The organism is Chitinophaga sp. W2I13, assembly GCF_050434005.1.
Taxonomy (GTDB): Bacteria; Bacteroidota; Bacteroidia; order Chitinophagales; family Chitinophagaceae; genus Chitinophaga.
In genome coordinates this window covers 1,220,061-1,243,865 of record NZ_JBNPWD010000001.1, presented here as the reverse complement: position 1 = coordinate 1,243,865, position 23,805 = coordinate 1,220,061, and the positions used below count along the sequence as shown (strand labels likewise).

Genomic DNA, 23,805 nt, shown 5'->3' with positions numbered 1-23,805 from the left:
AATTTTTTATATGGATGCTATATATAAAATATTCCGCGTGCTGATACCGGTGGTTACATTACTGATGATCCAGTATTCGTGTAAGAAGAATGATGGATACAACGATGTAATTTCGGATGATAAAACAAAACCACAGCCGGTTTCTAATATCAGGGTGATCAATAAAAACGGTGGCGCTTATATCACCTACACCTTACCCGACTCAAAAAATGTACTCTACGTGCAGGCAGAATACATGATCAACGATACCAAAAGTAGGCAAACCAAGTCTTCCTTTTATTCCGATACCATCGCAGTAGGCGGTTTTGCAAAAAGCCAGGATTATACGGTAACGCTGTACACCGTTACCCGTGCGGATGTGAAATCTGATCCTGTAAAAGTAACGGTGCATCCCGGCACCCCCACATATCTTCAGGCGCTGCCCACCGTGGTTATGCGTGCAGATTTTGGCGGCATCAACATCAGTGTTACCAACACTGCTAAAGATAATATCGGGGTGGTGACCATCACGGAAGATGCCACCACAAAGAAGATGGAGATCAAAAACCAGAACTACACCAACCTGGAAAATATCAATTACAGCATCAGGGGATATGATACCATCCCCAGGAAGTTTGGAATATATCTGGCAGATGAATTCGGGAATATCTCCGACACGGTGTATGCCACTATCAAGCCCATCTACGAAACAATCATGGATAAATCGAAGTTCAACGTTTACAAGCTCAATTCCGATGATGGATCGAGCTTTGGATGGGAACTGCGTTACATGTGGGATAATAACCTCGGCCGGCCCGGCTATCACTCTACCTATCCTACCACGGCGCCATTACCTAAATGGGTAACATTCGACATGGGACAGGTAGCTAAACTGAGCCGGTTTACACTCTGGGGCAGGGGCCTGGATGATGGTAATTATCTCTGGGGATACGGCAATCCGGATACCTGGGTGATGTGGGGCCGGGCAGATGAACCGGTGGATGAAATACTACCGGATACCACCAATCTTCCTGCATTGGGACAGGCAACGCCCGGCGGATGGATTAATATGGGCGTTTATCATTTGCCTGCACAACCATCCGGACTGGTATCACCGGCGTATAACAATGCCGATCTGGCTTTCTGGAATGCCGGCTTTGGATATAACTTTTCGCTGAACCTGCCCAAAGTAAGGTATATGCGGTTTGAATGTGTTACCAATGCAGCGCATAGTAATGAATTCTTTCACATCATGGAACTCAGTATTTGGGGCGATAACAGGTAGCGTATCTTACCTGATCCCCTCTACCGGTATTGTTTAAAGTTATTTTATTAAAAATATAAAGAGATGAGAAAGTATCCCATAACTGCAAAACTCCTCTTACCATTTTGCGGTTTATTCTTCTTCATAGCCTGTACACGGAAGGCAACAGACTTCCGCGACTTCCTCGGCAATACAGAGGTGCAGTACCCCGGTACCGTATCAGGGATTACGCTGTTTCCCGGCAACGGCCGCCTGGCCATAGGATGGAAGCCCAGTCCCGATCCCAGCATCAGCAAGTATGTGTTGTTCTGGAACAACCGGCAGGATTCCGTAACCATCAATGCCACTTCGCATAATCCTTCAGATACGGTACGTTGCCTTATCACCGGGTTAAACGAATACGCCTATACGTTTTTCCTGTATTCCTATGATGCCGCCGGTAACCGGTCTATTGTAACGGAAATTGATAATGCGCATGTATACGGCAATATTTATAAAAGCTCATTACACAACCGTCTCCCGGATGCGACTACGCCTTATAAGGTTCGTGACGACGGCTCCGTAACGTTGTTCTTCTCCATACCTGATACTATTAATATCAGCACCAGTATCAGGTATACCAATGCCGCCGGTGTGGCTGCTGTAGCCTCCATTGCCGGCGACCAGGATTCTGTTAATTTACCCGGCTACAAAGCCGGTCAGGCAGTCACTTACCAATCGTCCTACATTCCTTCAAAAAGCGCACTGGATACTTTTTATACCAACAGCTACGATACCTTCCCAGATATCTACAGACTGGTGGCCTGCGATAAAAGCCTGTTCCAGGAACACGACCTGCCAAATGATATGGGCATCTACCAGTCGGACACCCGCGTCAGCAAATTATGGGATGGCAGCGTAGGTCCGCAGGGATATCCCAACATTTTCCATAGCGACGATAATGGTTCCAACGACCCACTGCCACGTACCCTCACTTTTGACATGGGCAAATTATACAACCTGGGTCAGATCGAGGAAACAGGCAGGAACTGTTGTAATAATCCTTCCGAGTTTGAAGTATGGGGTATTGCGGATATTTCCAATGCAGCCACGTCGCTGAAAAGCACGGATCCGGGATGGGCTGCTGAAATGAGCAGTAAAGGGTGGACATTATTAACCACTGCCATAAGAGGAGACGACGGAAATGAAGCGATGAAATTTAATTTCATCCCACAGGCCCCGCCGGCACGTTACATCCGCATAAGAGTGTTGCATACGGTGAATAATTCCAATTCAATAAACATGAGTGAAATCACGATGTACAGCAAACAGTAAACAATTATCTTTTATAAGAAAGCGGCAGATGGAATATCGGTTAATCTTGAACCGGTGAGCAAAGGAATAAAAAAAGGAGAACGCCTGTTAACAGGCGTTCTCCTTTTTAAAAGAAAAAACAAAATTATTGTTTCACCACCTTCATCGTTTTGCTTTGTGTACCCTGACTAATATTTATATAATAAATACCTGGTTGCAGGTTTTCACCAACCTGGTAATTCACGCCGGCATTTATTTTTGTAGAATAAATGATGGTGCCGGAGTTATTAACGATCCTGAGTAGCGTCGGCGCTTTCGAGGAAGAAGTCATTTTTACATTAAACACGCCGCCGGAAGGATTCGGATATACATCCGTTGTAAAATCCAGTTTAGCACCGCTGCTTAATTTATTGCCAGCCACTGCGACCATGCTTTGTTTTTGATTTACACTTTGCAGTGAATCTGCCGCTGTTAAGTTCCGTACTTCGATACCGGCAATTGAACCACTGTAAGGATCATACAATCCTGTTTTAGGGTAAAACATCACCGTTATCAAACCTGCGCTGTTGGCTGTTGCCCTGATGGTTTTTATTACGGCGGTATTCAACCTGTTGCCTGCGGCCTGGTATATATTAAAGTCTGTAAGACTGTCCAGTCCATTGGAGGCTCTGATGCTGAATATCCGCTTATTTTTCTCTGCGTCCTGTGCCTCAACGAAGTGCATCCGGATAGCATACACCGTGTTAGGGGTGAGGCCACGCAGGTAATAACGCATCTGGGAAACATTGCTTTTGAACACACGTATATACTCGTATACCTGCGGAGGAGCGGGATCGGTTACATATGAAACATCTACGGGAGAACTCACTCTTTGTATCCAGGTATAACCTGCATGCCATAGTTTATCGGTTCCGGTAGGTCCTTCGGGAACATATTGCGCAAAGGTAGTGTTTGCATACGGGCCGGGAGGCGTGTTCGTAGTACCCGCGTTTATGCCATAAACAGCCGATTGATTTGTTTTTAAAACTTCTATACAATAGTCATCCACCCATACCGTACCGAATCCAACCTTGGAAACCCAATAAGTAAGCCCTGTGGCACTATCAGGCACGTTAATGGTATCTCTTATCTGAGCCCAGTTCTCGCGGTATGCGTTCACATTATCTATTTGTTTTTGGTAAGCGGTACCGGTAGCAGCGCCCTGGTTATTTACAAACCCAACACCATATCCTGACCACCAGGGATAACCCGTAGCATCTTTTTCTACTTTAACCCATTGACTAAGTACGATGACGCTGCCGCCTCTCACAGGTATGGAATCTTTTATGTTCAAAGCGGTGCTTGCTGTAGTGGAACCCAGCGTAGCGGCTTTGTCGCCCGAATGGCCTTTACCACTAACGGCGTACACGGCGCCCACTGTAGCGACAGACTCTTTATAAGCTATCCAGTTAATAACACCGCTTTCAAAACCATAATTGGGTATTCCTCCACAGGAATCAAACGGCACCACGGTTACCGGCAAAACTGCTGAAGCCCCTGAGCCATCTTGTGTATTGACGGTAATGGTAACGGTACCTTGTTTAATGGCGGTGATAAGGCCTGTACTGTCAACTGTAGCAAAGCTTGTATTAGAACTGCTCCAGCTTACTTTTTTAATGGAGGTATTAGCCGGCACGAAATTAACTTTCACGCGCAGTGTATCCCTTTCCCCGATAGTAGCGGTGGCCGGTTGTAATGTAAGACCGGTGGCCAGTACATTGGCTACATGAATATTGGCCTGTGCTTTAATAGCCGGGTTATCTGCCGAGGTGGCGGTGATGATTGCATCGCCTTGTTTGATACCGCTGATGGTGCCATTGGTACTAACTTTAGCCACGGTGGTATCTGAGGATGTCCACACTACTCCTTTATTGCTGGCTTTGGCCGGGCTGATGCTGGCGTTCAGTTGTAAAGTTGATCCTACAAATACGTTGGCCGAAGTGCTATCCAGCGTTAAGGATGTAACAGGTATGTAGATAACAGTATAGGTTTTTGCAGCCGTAAATTTACTTTCCGCAGAGGTAGCGGTGATAGTAACCGTGCCGGCGCCTTTTCCTGTTACCACACCGTTCAGATCTACTGTAGCGATAGCGTCGTTGGAAGATTTGTAGACCAGGTTCCGGTTGGTGGCATTTGCCGGTGTAGTGGTCAGCTTCAGCGTGTCTTTATAGCTTACATAGAGATTACTGCTGTCTGAATTGATGCTGATTCCCTGGAGCGGGATGATAGATACCTCAAGGGCGGATATAGAAGCACTGTAAGGGTCGTTGGTACCCGTTTTAGGAATGAACATCACCGTTATTACACCAGCGTTGTCAGCTTTTGCCTGAAGCGTGCGTGTGATCACGGTATTCAGCTTATTGCCTGCAGCCTGGTAAATGTTGAAGTTGATGAGACTGTCGCCGCTGGTCTTCACATTAAACACCCGGTTAGCCTTGTCAGCATCGCTGGGCTCAACAAAATGGAGGCGCACCGAATAGTTGGCATTGGGAATCAGGTCGCGGAAAAAGTAACGCAGCTGGCTCGACGAATATTTGCCGATGCGCATATACTCATATACGGGACGGGGAGCAGGCGATGTTACCTGGCTCAGGTCCATCGTTGCGGTATTGCGACCACTCCAGGTATATCCTGCATGCCATAGTTTATCGGTTCCGGTGGGCCCTTCAGGTATGTATTGACCGACTGCCGTATTCTGAAGTGGCGTTGCCGGGCTTCCCGTGGTGGCCGTTGTACCTGCATTGATGGCTGTTACAATGGTGTTCACGACCAGCTGTACGGTTTTAGTAGCACCTCCGTCCGCTGTGGAAATGGTGAGGGTAGTAGTGCCCAGCTTTAAGCCGGTAACCACGCCGTTGGCATCCACTTTTGCAATGGTGCTATCTGCCACGGACCAGTTCAGCGTTTTATTAGTGGTATTTGAGGGCACAAGAGTAGCGATAAGCTGCTTGGGCGTATTCATAGTACCATACGTCACACTGTCTATCGTAATACCGGTGGATATAGTGGGAGGAACGACGACAATCTGTCTTGTATCCGTTTTCCCTCCATCGACCGATGTAACGGTAATAGTGGCGGTACCTGCATTAATGCCGCTCACCTTCCCGACCTGATCTACTTTAGCGATGGCGGTATCCGAGGAGCTCCAGGTAATGGCAGGATTGGTGGGATAGGTGGGCGTGAGCTTTGCACCCAGTTTCACGGAGAATCCTCTTACAATAGTGTCTGATGCGGGATTGACTATTTCTACCGACTGAACAGGACCGGCTACCGGGGAACCGAAGAAGATGCCATTCCCGCTGATGGCAAGAAACATTCTTCCTTTATTGTCTGCCGTAATATTCTGCACCACGCCTGGTACCCGGTCTAAGATGGTGGTCCAGGTACGGCCGGTATCATCTGAGCGGAAGGCGCCGTAGGTAATGCCATTGATGGGAAGGATCTGGGCGGTGGCGTACAAAGCCAGGTGCGCATTGGCCGTGGTGTCCGACATGGCGGCAGCTATCCATTTGGGCTTGAAATTTTCGCCACCTACCTTACTGAATGTTTTACCAGTGTCTGAGGTATGGTAAAGGGCGGCGTATTGAGGATAGGCGTCATCATAAAATGCGATCCATACATCCCCTGTTTTTCCCGGCGTTGCTTCAATGTTGGAGGTAGTGGCATAAGAAGAGCCATTGGTGTTGTTGCCGGCGTTTGCAGTAAGACCAGTGGCAGTTGTTTTCTGGAATGATTTTCCGCCATTGGTGCTTACATAAAAAGAACCGCGGTCCCAGATATAGAAATAATCGCCGTTTACCTTATCCGCTACGAGATGGTTTTGCCCGGGATACAGGTTGAACTGCGGACCAGCGGGTAAGATGCCCGAAGAAGTACCGGTGGATTTGGTCCAGGTAGTGCCCAGGTCTTCCGACCAGTAAACGTTACCGGGAGCATCATTAACATCTATTTGGGTGAGCCAGAGGATATTTCTCCGATTAGCGGATACGGCTACACGCCCACGCAAACCGGGCGATTTCCCAAAAAGGGTGTAGGTATCACCACCATCGGTGGAGTAACCCGCGCGTGATGCTTCAATCTTATTAGCCGCAGGGCCGTCGCAGCCTACGCGGACAACAAAATTAGGGTCGGTATACTGGAAAGTTACTCCCTGCATGTTAAACGCTGAGCCGATGCCGTAATGCAGAGCGGTGCCGGAAACAGCGCCCTGGTTCAATGGTTCTGTAAGGGAACGGTGATGGGCGCCTCCCACATCTGCAGTAGCGGTGAGCAACAGGTTCTTGCCGCTCGGAGGAGCTGCCATAGGGCCTGTTACCACAATTTCTTCCAGGCCCACTACGCGGATCTTCCAGTTGGAAATCGGGTCAAAGATATTATCTGTGGAAAGCACGTCCAGCATATCGTTGAGCCATATCCGGTTCGGGTAAAAAGGATCCCAGGTAAAAGCAGCAGCATTATGCCCGGGTGAATTATAATATAACCCGTCGTTCGCCGAATGCGGCGCTTCCGAATTATCGCGAGTGATCTTTCCCTGGGTATAGGAGCCCGGGGCGCCGCCCTGCCTTGAAATATAATAAGGATCTTTTTGCCAGCTGCCGCGGGTGCTTACAACAATATCATTTGAATTGGCAGGGTTTACTGCTACTTTAGAGAAGTATCTGTCGCTATTAACCGGATCTGGATCTAAAGTTACAGGAGACACGTCCTGCCAGCTGCCACTCTTATACTTGTAGACGCCTTTTTTTTGATTCTCGGTTCCGGCAGAAACGTACAGGGTGCCATCGCCGTGAATCACGGCCCGGAGAGGGTACAGTGGGCTGTTTGTCATCAGCGTAAAAGAAACACCGCCGTCATCTGATGCCCAAACGCCTGTAGGCCGGCCGATGTAAATGCGCTTGCTGACATTCTGCCCGTTTATGGAAACGGTGCCGGCGCTTTTGTCGAAAAGAATAAAGGAACAGTTGCCAGGCGTGGTGATGGCGCTTACCTGCGACCAGCTGGCGCCGGCATTGTCCGTTTTCAGGGCGCCATTCTGGTCGGTAACAACCCATACCGTATTGCTATTGGAGGGATCCACCTGTATACGATCCCCGTAAGTCTGCGTGCTGTTAGGGTGTACAACAATAAGAACCTGCAGGTCAGTCCAGGAGTCGCCCCTGTCGGTACTCTTCATGATAGTACCCATTGAGCTCGACCCTTTGCCCGGCGCCGAACCGGCGCCGTTTTCCACGGTAGCATAAAGAATGTTGCCGGTGGCATCACTGGGATCTACACCAATGCTGCCGCAACGCTGGTTAACTTCCCAGTTCCAGTAGTTGACTGGTATTTTTTTGAACAGCATTAAATGCTCCCATTTCTGCAGGTTCTTATTCCATCGGTAAGGAGTGCCTACATCGGTGGTGATGAAATAAAGATCGGGTACCATAGGGTGCGCCACAAAAGAGGGTAACGAACCGGACCCGCCTATCCGGACCTGGTTCCAGGTGTACGCTTGCGCATGTACTTCCTGCGAAGCAGTCAGATAAAAAATTGTTAGTAGTAAAGTGTAAATCGCTCTCATGTTCATAGTGGAATTTATTAGGCTTGTTTTAAATTTATCCTGGTCTGTTTGTTTGGATATACCTGTTGTCCGGAGGCTGGACACGATACATGTTTCAAAAACGCGGCTATAAAATAATTGTATCAGGTTTTAATAATGGCGACTATGGCTGATCTTAAAGATAACGGTGAGCTCCCGGCGGAATCGCCCTGAGGACAAATTTTTCGTCAAAAAAAATTGCCCCTTTTCCTTTTCTTACTAAATACTGCTTCAACGCATGTATTAAAATTGAAGGGTGAAAGAATAGTAAATTGGTTGATAAATAACTAATACGTTTGTGAGCGACAAACTACGTAGCCGGAATGAAGAAATATTTTTACGGACCGGACGGAACCACACCTGGGGGTAACAAACTTACTGCTTTCTCAATGGGTTTTATTTTAAGGCATTGATTTTCAGAACTTAAACTTTATACCCCAAAAAGGTAAAAGTGCTGAGTAGAAAATTTATCTTTAAGCAAGACATCTACTTTCGATACAATGGAGGAATTCTTTCTAAAAATAAACAGTTATCAGAAACTGACTCCCGAAGCAGAATTTGCATGGATGCAAATTCTTAAGCGAAAAGAATATAAAAAAGGCAGTTTCCTGGTGAAAGCGGGGGATATTGCAAGGAATGTTTCTTTTGTTTCCCGGGGTTTATTTTCTCAGTACTGGTCAGATGAAAATGGAAAAATTTATATCAAACGTTTCTTTTCTGAAGGTTATTTTGCGGCATCAACAACTTCTCTTTTGAGCAAAACCCCAAGTGTGACCACTATCCAGGCATTGGAAAACTCAATAGTTTGGGAATATGACTTTGGATTATTTAAAGCACTTACGCTGAAATATCCGGATATCGCGGCATTTTACATCCACTATATGGAACGTCATTGGATAATCGAAAAAGAACCGGAAGAAATTGGTTTCAGGCAACATGCGTCGCAAGATCTGTATGAAGACTTCATTAAAAAATATGCCCACCTGATTAAGCGCATCAAAAAACACCACATTGCTTCATATCTGGGAATTACTCCAACCCAGGTGAGCAGGATCTTTTCGGCTAAAAAATAGTTTAACGCGCTGATTTTTGTGCATCCTCAACAAATGTTGAGGATGCACAAAAATATTTTCATTTCCTCAACAAATGTAAATGTCTAAAAAAAACAACTGCCTCATATTTGTGGTACCAGTTAATCAACTCATCGATAACAGGTATTGTTTTTAGCACATCATTTCATTTTTACCAGATCGAAAAACTAATAATCATGAACAAAGCAAACAAAATTGACGAATTTTTAAGTAAGCTTAACCATCCTTTAAAAGCTGAAATAGCATCGGTAGTAAAAATAATCCGCGAAGTCAGTCCCGGGATAGAAGAAGACGTAAAATGGGGCGGCCCGAGTTTCGACTACAAAGAGCCCATGGCGACACTAAATCCAAGGATAACTGATTTCGTAGCAGTGATTTTTCACAAAGGAGAGCTGTTAAATGACACTACCGGTTTCCTCGAACCCGGACCTAAAGGTAAGGCATATGCCAAATTCCGGTCAATGGAGGAGGTGAAAAAGCAGAAGGCAAATCTTCAGAAAGTAGTCAAAGACTGGATAAAAATAATGAACAGTTGAGGTGTCCAGATGTGTTGAGACTGACAGGACTTTAGCCTCCTATCATTTTATGAAATTAATTTTCCTTAACCATTTTACCACTTCAGTTTCAGCTTCCACTGCTTTATTGCCTGCAATAACAGCAACTTACCATCGCGTTCAGATCCGCTGGTCATCGTAAAGCCTTCGGGCACTTTACTATCAGGGCAAAGTTCTTTCACTTGTCAAAACTGCTCCCGATACCATCACCCCCGTTCGTATTAAAGGGAATCACCTGCTTACCTTTCAGGTGATAACTTTTCAGTGATGGCCTGGTACTGGCCGGATGGAATCCCGGAGAAGGAAGAACATTGCATAGCAATGAGGCAATTTGATGGACTAAATAAGAGTTTATTCAAAAATTATTACTTTTATGTAGATATTAACCCCATAAAACATCCTATCATGAAACTTTATATTTTAGTAGCATTAGGATTATTTAGCCTCACTACCAACATTGCCTGCAAAAAAAGTAAAAAGGAAGATAAGCCTGTTATCAACGCCTTCGCAACAAGCGGAAACAACCTGCTGTCATTTAACCTGAATTCACCTGCTACCGCTTCTGCCATACCAATCACCGGGCTTCTGCCTGGAGAAACAATCGTTGGCATGGATATCCGTCCTGCCAACAACCAGCTGTATGCAGTAGGAAGCACCAGCCGTCTTTACCGGATTAATACTTCCACCGGAGCGGCTACTCCGGTGAACGCGAGCCCCTTCGCCGAAGTACTAAATGGTACCGCTTTTGGAGTGGACTTCAATCCATCCGTAGACCGGCTAAGAATCGTCAGCAACACAGGCCAGAACCTGCGCATACATCCGGAAAACGGCACATTAGTCGCTAAAGACACTGATATTAATCCTCCTGGCAGTGGTATATCTGCTGTGGCTTATAGCAATAATACCGCCGGATCGGCAAGCACTGTATTGTACGACATAGGCTACGCGAGCAACTCACTTTACAGGCAGGATCCACCAAACGGAGGAGCTGTTATTTTGGTAGGGCGACTTGGTATAGGAGCGAGTGAATCCAATGGTTTTGACATCAGCGGCGCTTCAAATAAAGCATACGCGTTATTTACAGAGGGTGGCATAACAAAACTCTATGCGATTAACCTGGAAACAGGCGCCGCAACGGCAGTGGGCGATTTTCCGGCACCAGTAAAAGGGCTTGCTATAGCGCTGAATCTTTGAGTTTTTCTTTAAAAGAATTTAATGTGAAGATATAAATTACATCAAACAGGATCAGGTAAAAACCCGATAATCGATTCGTGGATGCTGTCATTTATTTACAGCTGTTTAATTCAGCGTGTTCAACTAAACTAATTGGAATCGTCAGAGGCGCCTACCCTTCCGGTACTCCGGAGCTTTGTTAATTCTCTTCATTTCTAAATCTTACAGCCGGAATTTAAGTCGTACAATCACTACTTCGTTCTGCCATTCCTGCAGGGAATGCAGTGACTTATTCATACGATTACCAGTCTGCATAGCCACGCTGATGGGAGGCGTTTTGTGTTGAATTGTTAGTAGAGATTTTCACTGAAATATCTACATTATTCCCGGCATCTCCGAAATGTATAAAACCTGTCCGGAAATGTATAAGTAGCCTTACGCCGCGCTGTTGAACTTTGCTATATAAATTAAAACTTTAAAAAGATGAAAACAACAGCATCAAAAATTGTCCTTGTAACTGGCGGAAGCCGTGGAATAGGAAAAAGTATTGCGTTAAATGCCGCTCAACGTGGTATTGACGTTATCCTCACTTACAACAGCAATTCCGATCAGGGGAAAGCTGTTGCTGATACCATCAACAGCAGCGGAGGTAAGGCCGTTGCCTTGCAATTAGACACATCCAAAACCAGCTCCTTTAATGGCTTTGCCAATCAGATTTCGCAGGTGCTAAAGCAGGAATGGAACCGGGAGAACTTCGATTATCTTGTAAACAACGCAGGGATATCCCAGCGAACCCTCATCAAGGATACAACCGAAGAACAGTTCGACGAACTTGTGGACGTAAATTTTAAAGGCGTGTTTTTCCTTACGCAAAAACTGATTCCATTGATCGTTGATGGTGGCCAGGTTATTAATATTTCCTCCGGGCTTGCCCGCTTCGCCTTTCCTGGTGTTGCCGTATATGGTGCTCTTAAGTCCGCGATAGAAGGCTTGACACGGTATTTTGCCAAAGAATATGCCGGAAGGAAGATCCGTGTAAATAGTGTTGCACCAGGGGCAATTGATACAGAATTTGGTGGTGGAAAAGGTGATGACAGCCATCGCGAGCAAATTGCCGGCATGACCGCGCTTGGACGTCTTGGAAATGCGGACGATGTGGGCATGTTTGTCGCATCAATGCTATCCGAAGACAGCCGCTTTGTAAATGCCCAACGCATCGAGATATCGGGTGGGATGTTTATTTAGTTCTGGGGAGGAACATGCTTTGCGTTTGTTCCTCAATTTTTCAAACTCAAAAACATATTTATGAATCCGTTAAAAAATAAAGTGGCATTGGTTACTGGCGCCTCAAGAGGCATCGGTAAAGCAATTGCTTTGAGGTATGCCCAACTGGGCGCACATATCGTAGTTAACTATGCAAGTAACAGCGTGGCCGCCGATGCAGTAGTTAAACAGATTGAAAGTTACCAGGTAAAAGCTATTGCAGTGAAAGCGGATGTTTCCAAGCCCGCTGAAATAAACCGGCTATTTGAAGTTGCCATCCAGGAATTTGGGAAAATTGACATTGTTGTGGTAAATGCAGGATTGGAATTGGTAGGCGTGCCGGTTACTGCGTTTAGCGAAGAGCAATTTGATAGCCTGTTTGATACCAATACAAAGGGCGCATTCTTCACTATGCAGGCGGCAGCCAGGCATGTTGCCGACAATGGCCGGATTATTTATATCGGTTCCAGCACTACCGGACTGCCCAACGCCGGCTATGCGCTGCATGGTGGAAGCAAAACCGCTGCTTTGTACCTGGTGCAGGTATTGGCCAAAGAGTTAGGTAAAAGGGGCATAACTGTAAACGCCATACTGCCCACGGCAACCGAAGGCGCAGGAATCCATACTGTTGTTGACGCAGAAGCGCCTATCAGGGCCATCGTACCAACATTTTATCCCATGGGAAGGATGGGCACACCGGAGGATGTAGCAAATGTTGCAGAATTTTTCGCTGGTGAACTGTCTGGATTTGTAAGCGGCCAGCAGCTTCTGGTCAGTGGAGGTGCTATCGCCTGAAGGAGAAAATTACCTCTGCTTCATTGTTTAACACCTGACAATAAAAAAATCATTATAAGAAATACAATTATGAAACGTACAATCATCGTTACAGAAGCCTGGCGGTACAGGTGGCAGCCTTGAATATGGTCAGCACTTTTTAGTAAATTTACTTGGCTCCCTAATCTGTTACTGCATGCAAAAATCATTCGTCGATATCAATACCATACATGAGCTGCATAAGCTCTACAGCTGCCCTCCACCGAAGCATCCATTAGTTTCCTTCCTTCCGTTGCAGCAGGCCAGCAGGAATAACTTTCCGGAAAAGGAAACCGTGTTCCGCCTGGGGTTTTATGCGGTGTATCTTAAACAGTTAAAAGGATCAATGGGCTATGGGCGTTCCCATTATGATTTTGATCAGGGCACATTGGTATTTACCGCACCAGGGCAGGCTGTTTCTACACAGCGTTACATTTCTTATGATGATGGCTGGGGATTATTCTTCCACCCTGATTTGCTGTACCGGACCGCACTGGGCAAAAAGATCCATGGATACTCATTTTTTCAGTACGATGCCAATGAAGCGCTGCATGTGTCAGGTGATGAAAAGAAGACGTTGCGTAGTTGCGCGGATAACGTGACGCAGGAGTATTCGCAAAACATAGACAAACACTCACAGGAATTGATCGTAAATAACCTTGAATTGCTGCTCAACTACTGTAGCCGTTTTTACGACCGGCAGTTCCTCACACGTTCCAAACCCAGTCAGGACCTGGTCCAACAGTTTGAAAGCTTGCTGCTGGACTATTTTTCAAAGGATTCGCTGATCGATGACGGACTTCCCGATGTAAAATACTTCGCATCCCGGCTGAACCTCTCTGCTGATTATCTTTCGGATCTGCTGAACAGGTATACCGGTAAAACCACCCTGGAACATATTCACCTGCAACTGGTGGACAAAGCGAAATCCCTGCTGTGGAGCACAGAGAAAAACATCAGTGAAATTGCATTTGAACTGGGTTTTGAACACCCCTCTCATTTTACAAAGATATTTAAAAACAAAACCGGTAAGTCACCGTCGGATTTCCGGCAACAGAATTGAAAACTGACGGCACTCTGTCATTTTATAAACAAATTTTTAAAAAAGTATACTATGAACCTACATCCCAATCGTGGCATTCGCACATTTAAAATGCTGGTTATTTGTATTATGACGATTTTCGTCGCAAAGTTACAAGCCCAGGTTTCCCCAAAGGTCCAAAACATTGTGCTTGTTCATGGCGCATTTGTAGATGGCTCGGGGTGGGAACAGGTCTATGAAATCCTCACCAAAAAAGGTTATAAGGTCAGCATTGCCCAGCCTACACTGACTACCTTTGACGGCGATGTAGCTGCGGTAAAACGGGTAATTGACCTGCAGGACGGGCCTTGTATTTTGGTAGGGCATAGCTACGGAGGCGCAGTAATAACAACGGCGGGTAATAATTCCCTCGTTAGCGGACTGGTATATATTGCCGCGCATGCACCGGATCATGGTGAATCTGAAGCTGACAATGGCAAAATTTTCCCGGCTGCCTATAAATCACTGATCAAGGGAAATGACGGCTGGGACTACATCAACCCAAAGATGTTTGCCGCTGATTTCTCAGGTGACCTGCAAAAAGCAAAAGCAGCGTTTATGGCAAATTCGCAAACGCCTACTGCTGACGTGGTATTCCATGCCATCATTCAAGATCCGGCCTGGAAAACGAAACCGGTTTGGTATATGGTAGCAAAATCCGATAGGATTATTAACCCTGATTTAGAACGGATGTATGCAAAAAGGGCTAATAGTAAGAAAATAGTTGAAGTAGAAGGTGCAAGCCATAGTGTCTATATAAGCCATCCCAAGGACGTTGCAGACTTAATAATTTCCGCAACTCACCTTTAAAAGAGTAGGGTAGGCAGGTCTGATTACTGACATGGTTTCAACAAAAAAGCCACTCTTAAAGAGTGGCTTTGCGGACCGGACGGGACTCGAACCCGCGACCTCCGCCGTGACAGGGCGGCATTCTAACCAACTGAACTACCGATCCATTCCTTTTTTGTCCTAAGAACTTGTGTCCCAATCCGTTGTGTTCTTCCGTTTTGGGATTGCAAAGATAGCAACAAAGTTCCCAATTAAGCAAATCTTTTTTAAAAAATATTTTCAGCATTATCTTTACATCCGATCTTTAACCAATTTAATCAAATTATGCAATTCCTGGATTTCGAGAAACCTATCGCTGACTTATACGATCAGCTGGAGAAGCTGAAGGAAAATGGTGAAAAATCAGGTGTGGATGTTTCTGCTACTGTTAGCGAGTATGAGCAAAAAATTGCTGATACCCGCCAGAATATCTACGACCACCTCACCGCATTCCAGCGCGTACAGCTGAGCCGTCATCCGGATAGGCCCTATACACTGGCGTACATCGAAAAAATGTCCACCAATTTTACGGAACTGCATGGCGACCGGAATGTAAAAGACGATAAAGCCATGGTAGGCGGTTTCGCCGACCTGGATGGCGAAACAGTCATGTTTATTGGTCAGCAGAAAGGCGTAAACACCAAAATGCGCCAGCTCAGGAACTTTGGTATGGCCAACCCCGAAGGGTACCGCAAGGCCCTGCGCCTGATGAAACTGGCCGAAAGATTCAATAAGCCCATTGTTACCCTCATCGATACCCCCGGCGCTTATCCCGGCCTGGAAGCGGAAGAAAGAGGCCAGGCAGAAGCCATTGCCCGCAACCTCTTTGAAATGGTAAAACTCCGCGTCCCCGTCATCTGTATCGTAATCGGGGAAGGCGCTTCCGGTGGTGCACTCGGCATCGGTATCGGCGACCGCGTATTTATGCTTGAAAACAGCTGGTACACGGTAATTTCTCCCGAAAACTGCTCCACAATCCTCTGGCGTAGCTGGAATTTCAAGGAAAAAGCGGCAGAAGAGCTGAAGCTGACCTCCGATTATATGAGCCAGTTTGGCCTGGTAGACGGCATCGTACGTGAACCACTCGGCGGCGCTCACGTAAATCCCGATGAAATGGCCCACCTACTGAAGGTCCGCATCAAGGAAACACTCGCAGAATTAAAGAAAATTGATCCGGATACCCGCATCGAACAAAGGATCGATAAGTTCTCCCGCATGGGTTTCTACGAAGAGAAATAAAAAATATTTAGAGATAACAATAAAAATTTCGAATTTCGGCCTTCGAAGTTCGAAATTTTTATTTTCCCGTAAACGCAATATGGAACAACTAAAAGGCACCGGGGTGGCATTGGTAACACCCTTTAAAGCAGATGAAAGCATCGATTGGAATGCTTTGGAAAAGTTGATCAACTACGTGATCGATGGCGGCGTGAACTATGTTGTGTCTTTAGGCACAACTGGCGAAACACCTACTCTTTCTGCAGATGAAAAGCTGGATTTGATAAAATTCACTTTCGAAAAGGTGTCGAAGCGGGTGCCTGTAGTGATTGGCGTTGGCGATTATAACACAAGGGATGTGGTAAAACGGCTGGAGAAATGCCCGCTTGATGAAGCGGCGGCCATTCTCAGCGTAGCGCCATACTATAGTAAACCTACCCAGGAAGGTATCTTTCAGCACTATAAAACCATTGCTGAAGCCTCTCCCAAGCCGGTGATCCTGTACAATGTTCCCGCCCGTACCGGTCGGAATATGACTGCGGAAACCACCCTGCGCCTGGCGCATGAAGTGGAAAACATCGTGGCCATGAAGGAAGCTTCCGGCGATATTATGCAGTGCATGCAGATTATCCGTGATAAACCAAAGGATTTCCTCGTTATCAGCGGCGACGACGCACTGGCGCTGGGTCAGCTGGCCTGCGGCATGGACGGCGTTATTTCGGTAGCAGCCAACTATTTTGCGACCGATTTTTCCAGCATGGTACACGCTGCCCTGTTAAACGATTATCCCGCTGCACGGACGCTCAATTACAAAATGCTGGAAGGATTTGAACTGATGTTCTCCGAAAATAATCCTGCCGGTATCAAGGCATTCCTGCATTACGCAGGGATTATGGAAAATACTTTCCGCCTGCCTGTACTGCCCGTTACCGACGGACTGTATAGCAAGATAGCAGCCTATCTGAAGAACTACTAACAGTAAAATGTAAATAAAAAAAGCAGCAGCCATCCACCAGGGATGGCTGCTGCTTTCATTTTATAAACCTAGATAATATAGGTTACGCCCTCTTCCGCAATCTCCGTATTCAGGAAAACTGGCCTGGATTCATCCAGGAAAGGTTGTAATTCGGTGTATTTGGAAGAAAAATGGCCGATCAGCAGCCGTTTTACCGCCGCTGCAGCTGCGAGGGAGGCCGCCTGCACAGAAGTGCTGTGAAAGCGCTCTGCGGCCCGCTGCTCTAAATCGTGCAGGTAGGTGGTTTCATGATACATGAGGTCCGCATCCTTCAGCACCGGCAACAGGTTTACATCATACAGGGTGTCGGCACAATACACATACCGCTTGCCGGGAGGCGGGGGTAAAGTTACCCAGTCATTTTTTACCACGGTGCCGTCTTTCCGCTGATAATCGGCGCCATCCTGCAATTTGCTGAAATAAGCAGCCGGGATCTCATAAGCCCTGGCCTGTTCGGGGATCAGCTTGCGCTTGCGTTTCTGCATCTCAAAAGAAAAACCAAAACAGGTGATCCGGTGCTGGGTAGGAAAACAGCTTACCGTAAGATCCTTATCCTCCAGGATAATACCACTGTATCCCGGTTGAAGCGGCACAAAGGTCAGTTCAAACTTCAGCACAGTGCCAGAGCAATCCAGCTGTAGCTGGATAATTTGTTCCAGCTCCGGTGGCGCATATACGCTGATCGGGTCGGTACGGCCCATAAGGCTGAGCGTATTCAACAGGCCGATCAGCCCGAAGTAATGATCGCCGTGAAGATGGCTGATGAAAATATATCTCAGCTTACTGCGCCTGATCCGGTACCGTGCGATCTGTAATTGTGTGCCTTCTCCGCAATCTACCAGCAGGAGCTGCTCATTGCAGGTAACTACCTGGGCAGTGGGGTGCCTGTCCAGGGTGGGGATAGCAGAATTGTTACCTAATATCGTGACTGCGAACATGTAAATAGCTTTAATCGTTCAATTGCCTCTTTTTTCAAATCACCCTTACGTGGGAGTAAAAAAGAGCTGCAATCCATCCTTACTCCAATCCATTCAGTAATTCTCTTTCCAGCTCTTCCATCATTATGAGGTCTATTGCCTCTGCCATGGTAGGCGCCAGATTGAGCATATCATCTCCCGCAGATTTCAACTCAGCTGTTAAAGTGTTGTTAAGACCGGTGATTGCGCAGGATAAATTAGTGTCATACATACGCTGATAAACTGTTAAAATGGCTTCAACGCCCTTTGCATCAATTTTTTGTACCAATGTCATATCCAGTATGAGATTGCGTCCTTCCAGCTCCGGCAATCCTGTTGCAGTAGCCACAAAGTCGTCTGACAAATTAGCATCCAATGCTGCTTCTTCCGGACAAAAAACGACTATTTTTTCTTTGGTATCAATTTTGAATTTCATGCGTTGGACGTTGTTTTATACTTTTAGTAAAAATAAATTTTGAACAGAGGGACCCGCCTATAAAATATAACCGCAAGAGATTGAAAACAAAAACCTCTTTTTCTTCGTAGATATTTTTAAACGAACGTACCCGCATCACCACAAAAATAATCTTATACTATTAAAGTGTAAGTTGTTTAAGTTTAAAAAGGAATAACTTCATTTCCGCATAAAGCGTGATAATCTTAAGTCAGAATTATTCGTTATTATTGTATAAGCAAGCCCCCGTAAGGGTTTTTGATAATTTAATAATCTCACAATGGACCAGAATTTTTCACCGCAAGTTAAGGAGATCATTTCGTTCAGCAGAGAGGAAGCTTTACGCCTGGGCAATGACTTCATAGGTACTGAACACCTGCTGTTAGGTATTATTCGAGAAGGCGAGGGCACGGCCGTAAAGATTCTGCAGGCTTTGAACGTAGATCTGTATGAGTTACGCAAGGAAGTAGAGCTGGCTGTTAAAGATAAGACAGGAAAGAATATCGCTAACATCAATAGTCTCCCGCTTACCAGACAGGCAGAGAAAGTTATACGGGTTACCGTACTGGAAGCCAAAGCACTGAAAAGCGCTACGGTGGAAACGGAACACCTCATGCTTTCTATACTCAAGAATAAGGAAAACGTTTGTACACAAATCTTACAACAATTTGACGTGGACTACGATACTTTTAAAAACGAACTGGGCTTTGTAAAATCTGCGGACCCTAAATCTGAATTCGACGATCCGGGCGAAGAAGAGTTTGAGGACGAAAGAAAGAGTTACGCAAGCAAAGCCAAACAGACAAATACCAAATCCAAGACGCCCGTACTGGATAACTTTGGTAGAGATATTACCAAGCTGGCCGAGAGTGGCAGCTTAGACCCGATTGTTGGCCGCGAGCAGGAAATTGAAAGGGTATCCCAGATACTTTCCCGCCGTAAAAAGAACAATCCGATCCTTATTGGTGAACCCGGTGTGGGTAAAACCGCCATCGTGGAAGGTTTGGCGCTGCGTATCGTGCAGCGTAAAGTTTCCCGCGTGCTTTTCGATAAGCGCGTGGTAAGCCTCGACCTCGCCGCACTGGTGGCCGGTACCAAATACCGCGGCCAGTTTGAGGAAAGGATGAAGGCCATCATGAATGAACTCGAGAAAAACAGGGACGTAATCCTGTTTATCGATGAAATTCATACAATCGTGGGCGCTGGTGGCGCTTCCGGTTCACTGGACGCTTCCAACATCTTTAAACCGGCACTCGCAAGAGGCGAACTCCAATGCATTGGCGCTTCCACCCTCGATGAGTACCGCATGTACATCGAAAAAGATGGCGCACTCGACCGCAGGTTCCAGAAAGTAATGGTTGAACCACCAAGCGTGGATGAAACCATCATGATCCTCAATAACATCAAGCCGCGTTATGAAGAATACCATAACGTAAGCTATACAGATGCAGCCATTGATGCCTGCGTGAAACTGAGCGACCGCTACATGACCGACCGCCTCCTGCCCGACAAGGCAATTGACGTACTCGATGAAGTAGGCGCCCGCGTTCACCTGAAAAACATCAATGTTCCTCAGAATATCCTCGACCTGGAAAAACAGATAGAAGATATCAAACAGGAAAAGAATAAGGTAGTGAAAAGCCAACGCTTCGAAGAAGCAGCTGCTTTACGCGATACTGAAAAGAAACTGGGTGAAGACCTGGAACGCGCAAAAGCAATGTGGGAAGAAGAAGTGAAGCATAAACGCTACCCGATCGACGAGGAAGCTATTGCAGAAGTGGTAAGCATGATGACCGGTATCCCCGTTAAAAGGATGGTACAGGCTGAAACTGAAAAACTCCGCCGCATGGGTGAAGACCTTAAAGGCGCCGTGGTTGGACAGGATGAAGCCATCAGCAAAGTCACCAAAGCCATTCAGCGTAACCGCGTAGGTCTGAAAGATCCGAAAAAACCAATAGGTACCTTCATATTCCTCGGCCCTACCGGGGTAGGTAAAACAGAGCTCGCCAAATCACTGGCCCGCTATATGTTCGACTCCGACGAAGCGCTTATCCGCATCGACATGAGCGAATACATGGAGAAATTCTCTGTTAGCCGCCTCATTGGCGCCCCTCCGGGATATGTTGGATACGAAGAAGGTGGTCAGCTGACTGAAAAAGTTCGCCGCAAACCTTACTCCGTAATCCTCCTGGATGAAATTGAAAAAGCGCATCCGGATATTTATAACCTCCTGCTGCAGGTACTGGATGATGGTATCCTCACCGATGGTCTCGGCCGTAAAGTGGATTTCAAAAATACCCTCATCATCATGACCTCCAACATCGGAGCCCGTCAGCTGAAAGATTTCGGCGCCGGCGTAGGTTTTACCACCAGCGCAAGAGCCGTAAATGAAGAAGAGAATACCAAGTCAGTGATCGAAAAAGCACTGAAACGTACCTTCTCTCCCGAATTCCTGAACAGGATCGATGACGTGATCATCTTTAACTCCCTGGCGAAAGAGCACATCTACACCATCATTGATATCACAATGAAAAGTGTACTGAAACGCCTGAACAACCTCGGATTCAGCCTGGAACTGACAGACGAAGCCAAAGGCTTCCTGGCAGATAAAGGTTACGACCAGCAGTTCGGCGCCAGACCGCTCCACAGAGCCATCCAGAAATACCTGGAAGATCCGCTGGCAGAAGAAATCCTCAACATGAACATCCATGATGGAGATATCCTCGTAGCTGACCTGGATAAGGAAAATCAAAAGCTGATCTTTACCCTGAAAAACAACTCTTCCAAGAGTAAATCAGAGAAATCAGAAGCGTAATAACACGCAAAACATAACCAAAGCAGCCCATCAGAAATGATGGGCTGCTTTTTTTTATAACATGAACATGTTAACCTCCCTACCCGCACTAGATTATTTTAAGCACCCCCATCCCATAACAGCATATATTTCTTCCGATACCATATTTTACGACCCACATATAGTGAGTCCTTACCCCGTCAGTGAATAATTATCGGAACTAAAATGGTATGATCATGTCATTTTTTAAAAAGATTTAATATGTCACATTTGCAGCATAGATTTTTATATGATCTATGTAATCCAAATTATGTCAAACTATAACAGTTTAATATTTTTACTATTATTTAGATTATATAGAAACATAAATCCCTTACACCACGATAATTGAATCTATTTATCCTTATTACTGTCGTACCGGCAAAGACCAAATGCCGGAGATGGGCTTGACATTTAATATTTATCCCTATATCTATGAGAAAATCTCTACGCATTGTAGTACGGGTGATGCTGGTTGGCGGTGTGGGCATGATCGCCTCAAAGGCAAATGCACAGCTGAAAGTCGGTAAAAATCCAACTACGATAGAAAAATCCGCTATCCTGGATCTGGACGCAGATAAACAAGGCTTATTACTCCCACGTTTAACCGACACAGTGGGCATCACAGGCTTAACTCCCCCGGATGGGATGGTCATCTACCTCAAAAAAGCCGGTGAAGAAGGCTTCTATGTAAGAAATCACGGCTACTGGCAAAGAATGGCTAACACAGGAGATGTAGCCAACACCTGGGGCCTCAGGGGTAACCCCGGCACCACCGGCGATTTTATCGGCACCACCACCAACGTACCGTTTTCCCTCAAAGGAAACAATGTGGAAGGTTTTGTGATCGACAACGGTTATGCCTTCCTGAAAAAGCTGGACCCGGTAACCGCCGGCGTGGATGTGCTACTGATTGATCCCGTTACCGGCAAAATCAACAAACGCACCATCTCGGAAACAGCCTTTACCACAGCGATCAATAAGATCAACGGTTTAACCGCAGCCGATCAGAAACTGACCACTGCCGCGCCTACGGCCACACCCAATGATTACGCTTTCACTACTACCGGAACAGATACACACCTACTCACTATCGCCACACAAAAAGGTGTAACCGGCGCCGGTGAAGTAACCGCAGGTTTACTGAGCCTGGCCGACTACAAGCGCTTTGATAAAGCCACACTGGCAATGATCATCGGCGCATTCGATGCCACACCGGTGAACGACGGTTTAACTATCGACAACACCAACCCGGCGGTACCGCCTAAACTGATCCTGCACGCCGCGGATGCCACCCATCCCGGTGCGGTTTCTACGGGCGCGCAGTCGTTCGACGGTTTAAAAACCTTCCTGCAATCTGTTACAGGCAATGAAGATCTGACCATCCTCAAGAAAGGTCAGTTCGGAACAGGATTAACCGTATTGGCTAATGGCGCCACTATCACCGGCAACTCTACTATCACCGGTAACTTAACATTACCTGGCGCTGCCAGCAATCTCTCTGTAGGAGGAAATTCCACCCTGAGCGGTACCCTGAATGTAACCGGCGCCACTGCACTGGCCGGCACCCTCGGTGTTACTGGTAAAGCTACCCTGGATAACGATCTCCAGGTAAAAGGAAATACACAGCTCGACAATAACGTGGTGCTCACCAATATCGCAGACGGAACCACGCAGGATGTAGTATTACTCCGTGACGGTACTTCAGGCAATGTGGTGAAAAGAAAACTTTCCGCCAGCGCATTTAAAGACCTGACCTTCAAATCAAGTCACGCCGGTCTCGATCTGGCAGTAGCCCAGGTGGCAGATGAAGTGACCGTGAGCATTCCCGTAGCCTCACCCGCTACCACCGGTGGCCTGGTAAGCAACGCTGCACAAAGTTTCGCAGGGGCCAAGAAATTTGGCGATGAAGTTTCCATAAAGAAAAATGTACACATCGGTGATACCAATAACATCGGCAACTCTACCTTGCAGGTAACCGGTTCTGTATCCATGTCTATTACTACCGTTACTGCCGGCGGCACTTACACGGTAGCTGCAACAGATAATACCATCCTCGTAAGCGCAAACGCTGTTTGCAGCGTGGTATTACCAGATGCTACCACCTGTACCGGACGTATCTATACAGTTAAAAAGATACCCGCTGCCTCCGCACCGGACGATACCAAAATTGATAACGATGTACAGATAACCTCCGCCGGCGGCACGCTGGAAGGTGGAGCTAAACTGACCATCTACAACGACTGGACCTTCTACACACTCCAGTCTAATGGAACAAACTGGTACGTAATTAAGAAATAAGCTGAGAAAATAATAGGAACGGCTATGTGCAAATCATAGCCGTTCTATTCCTTTGGGTACATTCCTTAAATG

Annotated in this window: 17 protein-coding genes and 1 tRNA gene; 13 read left to right on the top strand and 5 right to left on the bottom strand. The window is 46.4% G+C overall.

Going from position 1 to position 23,805, the window contains the following annotated elements; genetic code table 11:
• Positions 1-10 precede the first annotated feature (10 nt).
• Both QFZ48_RS05035 and QFZ48_RS05030 read left to right on the top strand, forming a co-directional pair.
• On the top strand, positions 11-1,264 hold the full coding sequence (locus QFZ48_RS05035; RefSeq protein WP_370909625.1) for a DUF4959 domain-containing protein: 1,254 nt from the start codon (positions 11-13) through the stop codon (positions 1,262-1,264).
• 63 nt (positions 1,265-1,327) lie between these two features.
• Positions 1,328-2,557: a DUF4998 domain-containing protein gene (locus QFZ48_RS05030; protein WP_429045280.1), complete on the top strand. Its 1,230-nt coding sequence runs from the start codon at positions 1,328-1,330 to the stop codon at positions 2,555-2,557.
• Between the two features lie 124 nt (positions 2,558-2,681).
• Here QFZ48_RS05030 and QFZ48_RS05025 read toward each other — a convergent pair whose 3' ends face one another.
• The gene (locus QFZ48_RS05025) at positions 2,682-8,135 is read right to left on the bottom strand and encodes an Ig-like domain-containing protein (RefSeq protein WP_429061371.1); all 5,454 of its coding nucleotides are present in this window, start codon (positions 8,133-8,135) and stop codon (positions 2,682-2,684) included.
• A gap of 518 nt (positions 8,136-8,653) precedes the next feature.
• Here QFZ48_RS05025 and QFZ48_RS05020 point away from each other — a divergent pair.
• Positions 8,654-9,226 (top strand): Crp/Fnr family transcriptional regulator, encoded by a 573-nt coding sequence (locus QFZ48_RS05020; RefSeq protein ID WP_429045284.1) that lies wholly within the window; start codon positions 8,654-8,656, stop codon positions 9,224-9,226.
• 194 nt (positions 9,227-9,420) lie between these two features.
• Positions 9,421-9,780 carry a DUF1801 domain-containing protein gene (locus tag QFZ48_RS05015; RefSeq protein ID WP_429045286.1) on the top strand — a complete coding sequence of 120 codons (360 nt, stop codon included), beginning with the start codon at positions 9,421-9,423 and terminating at the stop codon, positions 9,778-9,780.
• A 74-nt stretch (positions 9,781-9,854) separates the two neighbouring features.
• Here the strand turns inward: QFZ48_RS05015 and QFZ48_RS05010 are convergent, their stop codons facing one another.
• A complete protein-coding gene (locus QFZ48_RS05010; protein WP_429045288.1) occupies positions 9,855-9,980 on the bottom strand; it encodes a hypothetical protein in 126 nt (41 codons plus the stop codon).
• Between the two features lie 223 nt (positions 9,981-10,203).
• On the opposite strand from QFZ48_RS05010, the gene QFZ48_RS05005 reads away from it, so the two are divergent.
• The 5 genes from QFZ48_RS05005 to QFZ48_RS04985 all read left to right on the top strand — a co-directional run bounded on the left by QFZ48_RS05005 (position 10,204) and on the right by QFZ48_RS04985 (position 14,938).
• Positions 10,204-10,992, top strand: a complete 789-nt coding sequence (locus tag QFZ48_RS05005; RefSeq protein WP_429061370.1) for a DUF4394 domain-containing protein — start codon at positions 10,204-10,206, stop codon at positions 10,990-10,992.
• A gap of 462 nt (positions 10,993-11,454) precedes the next feature.
• Positions 11,455-12,216: an SDR family NAD(P)-dependent oxidoreductase gene (locus QFZ48_RS05000; RefSeq protein WP_429061368.1), complete on the top strand. Its 762-nt coding sequence runs from the start codon at positions 11,455-11,457 to the stop codon at positions 12,214-12,216.
• Positions 12,217-12,276: 60 nt separating this feature from the next.
• Positions 12,277-13,029: an SDR family oxidoreductase gene (locus QFZ48_RS04995; protein ID WP_429045293.1), complete on the top strand. Its 753-nt coding sequence runs from the start codon at positions 12,277-12,279 to the stop codon at positions 13,027-13,029.
• 175 nt (positions 13,030-13,204) lie between these two features.
• A complete protein-coding gene (locus QFZ48_RS04990) occupies positions 13,205-14,110 on the top strand; it encodes a helix-turn-helix domain-containing protein (protein ID WP_429061367.1) in 906 nt (301 codons plus the stop codon).
• A gap of 51 nt (positions 14,111-14,161) precedes the next feature.
• Positions 14,162-14,938: an alpha/beta fold hydrolase gene (locus QFZ48_RS04985; RefSeq protein ID WP_429045297.1), complete on the top strand. Its 777-nt coding sequence runs from the start codon at positions 14,162-14,164 to the stop codon at positions 14,936-14,938.
• Positions 14,939-15,009: 71 nt separating this feature from the next.
• Here QFZ48_RS04985 and QFZ48_RS04980 read toward each other — a convergent pair.
• A tRNA-Asp gene (locus tag QFZ48_RS04980) sits at positions 15,010-15,083 on the bottom strand.
• 158 nt (positions 15,084-15,241) lie between these two features.
• On the opposite strand from QFZ48_RS04980, the gene QFZ48_RS04975 reads away from it, so the two are divergent.
• A complete protein-coding gene (locus QFZ48_RS04975; protein ID WP_079469072.1) occupies positions 15,242-16,195 on the top strand; it encodes an acetyl-CoA carboxylase carboxyltransferase subunit alpha in 954 nt (317 codons plus the stop codon).
• 79 nt (positions 16,196-16,274) lie between these two features.
• The gene (dapA, locus tag QFZ48_RS04970; protein ID WP_370909640.1) at positions 16,275-17,150 is read left to right on the top strand and encodes a 4-hydroxy-tetrahydrodipicolinate synthase; all 876 of its coding nucleotides are present in this window, start codon (positions 16,275-16,277) and stop codon (positions 17,148-17,150) included.
• Between the two features lie 68 nt (positions 17,151-17,218).
• On the opposite strand, the gene QFZ48_RS04965 is transcribed toward dapA, so the two are convergent.
• Both QFZ48_RS04965 and QFZ48_RS04960 read right to left on the bottom strand, forming a co-directional pair.
• Positions 17,219-18,127, bottom strand: coding sequence for a ribonuclease Z (locus QFZ48_RS04965; RefSeq protein ID WP_429045299.1), 909 nt, complete (start codon positions 18,125-18,127; stop codon positions 17,219-17,221).
• Between the two features lie 79 nt (positions 18,128-18,206).
• Positions 18,207-18,581 (bottom strand): STAS domain-containing protein, encoded by a 375-nt coding sequence (locus QFZ48_RS04960; protein WP_429045301.1) that lies wholly within the window; start codon positions 18,579-18,581, stop codon positions 18,207-18,209.
• 298 nt (positions 18,582-18,879) lie between these two features.
• Between QFZ48_RS04960 and QFZ48_RS04955 the strand changes: the two genes are divergently transcribed.
• The gene (locus QFZ48_RS04955; RefSeq protein ID WP_370909643.1) at positions 18,880-21,414 is read left to right on the top strand and encodes an ATP-dependent Clp protease ATP-binding subunit; all 2,535 of its coding nucleotides are present in this window, start codon (positions 18,880-18,882) and stop codon (positions 21,412-21,414) included.
• A gap of 453 nt (positions 21,415-21,867) precedes the next feature.
• Positions 21,868-23,733, top strand: a complete 1,866-nt coding sequence (locus QFZ48_RS04950; RefSeq protein WP_429061365.1) for a hypothetical protein — start codon at positions 21,868-21,870, stop codon at positions 23,731-23,733.
• Positions 23,734-23,805: the final 72 nt, after the last annotated feature.

Coding starts and splice junctions, on each gene's coding strand:
- QFZ48_RS05035 (WP_370909625.1), top strand. CDS start 11: ATGGATGCTATATATAAAATATTCCGCGTGCTGATACCGGTGGTTACA.
- QFZ48_RS05030 (WP_429045280.1), top strand. CDS start 1,328: ATGAGAAAGTATCCCATAACTGCAAAACTCCTCTTACCATTTTGCGGT.
- QFZ48_RS05025 (WP_429061371.1), bottom strand. CDS start 8,135: ATGAGAGCGATTTACACTTTACTACTAACAATTTTTTATCTGACTGCT.
- QFZ48_RS05020 (WP_429045284.1), top strand. CDS start 8,654: ATGGAGGAATTCTTTCTAAAAATAAACAGTTATCAGAAACTGACTCCC.
- QFZ48_RS05015 (WP_429045286.1), top strand. CDS start 9,421: ATGAACAAAGCAAACAAAATTGACGAATTTTTAAGTAAGCTTAACCAT.
- QFZ48_RS05005 (WP_429061370.1), top strand. CDS start 10,204: ATGAAACTTTATATTTTAGTAGCATTAGGATTATTTAGCCTCACTACC.
- QFZ48_RS05000 (WP_429061368.1), top strand. CDS start 11,455: ATGAAAACAACAGCATCAAAAATTGTCCTTGTAACTGGCGGAAGCCGT.
- QFZ48_RS04995 (WP_429045293.1), top strand. CDS start 12,277: ATGAATCCGTTAAAAAATAAAGTGGCATTGGTTACTGGCGCCTCAAGA.
- QFZ48_RS04990 (WP_429061367.1), top strand. CDS start 13,205: ATGCAAAAATCATTCGTCGATATCAATACCATACATGAGCTGCATAAG.
- QFZ48_RS04985 (WP_429045297.1), top strand. CDS start 14,162: ATGAACCTACATCCCAATCGTGGCATTCGCACATTTAAAATGCTGGTT.
- QFZ48_RS04975 (WP_079469072.1), top strand. CDS start 15,242: ATGCAATTCCTGGATTTCGAGAAACCTATCGCTGACTTATACGATCAG.
- dapA (WP_370909640.1), top strand. CDS start 16,275: ATGGAACAACTAAAAGGCACCGGGGTGGCATTGGTAACACCCTTTAAA.
- QFZ48_RS04965 (WP_429045299.1), bottom strand. CDS start 18,127: ATGTTCGCAGTCACGATATTAGGTAACAATTCTGCTATCCCCACCCTG.
- QFZ48_RS04960 (WP_429045301.1), bottom strand. CDS start 18,581: ATGAAATTCAAAATTGATACCAAAGAAAAAATAGTCGTTTTTTGTCCG.
- QFZ48_RS04955 (WP_370909643.1), top strand. CDS start 18,880: ATGGACCAGAATTTTTCACCGCAAGTTAAGGAGATCATTTCGTTCAGC.
- QFZ48_RS04950 (WP_429061365.1), top strand. CDS start 21,868: ATGAGAAAATCTCTACGCATTGTAGTACGGGTGATGCTGGTTGGCGGT.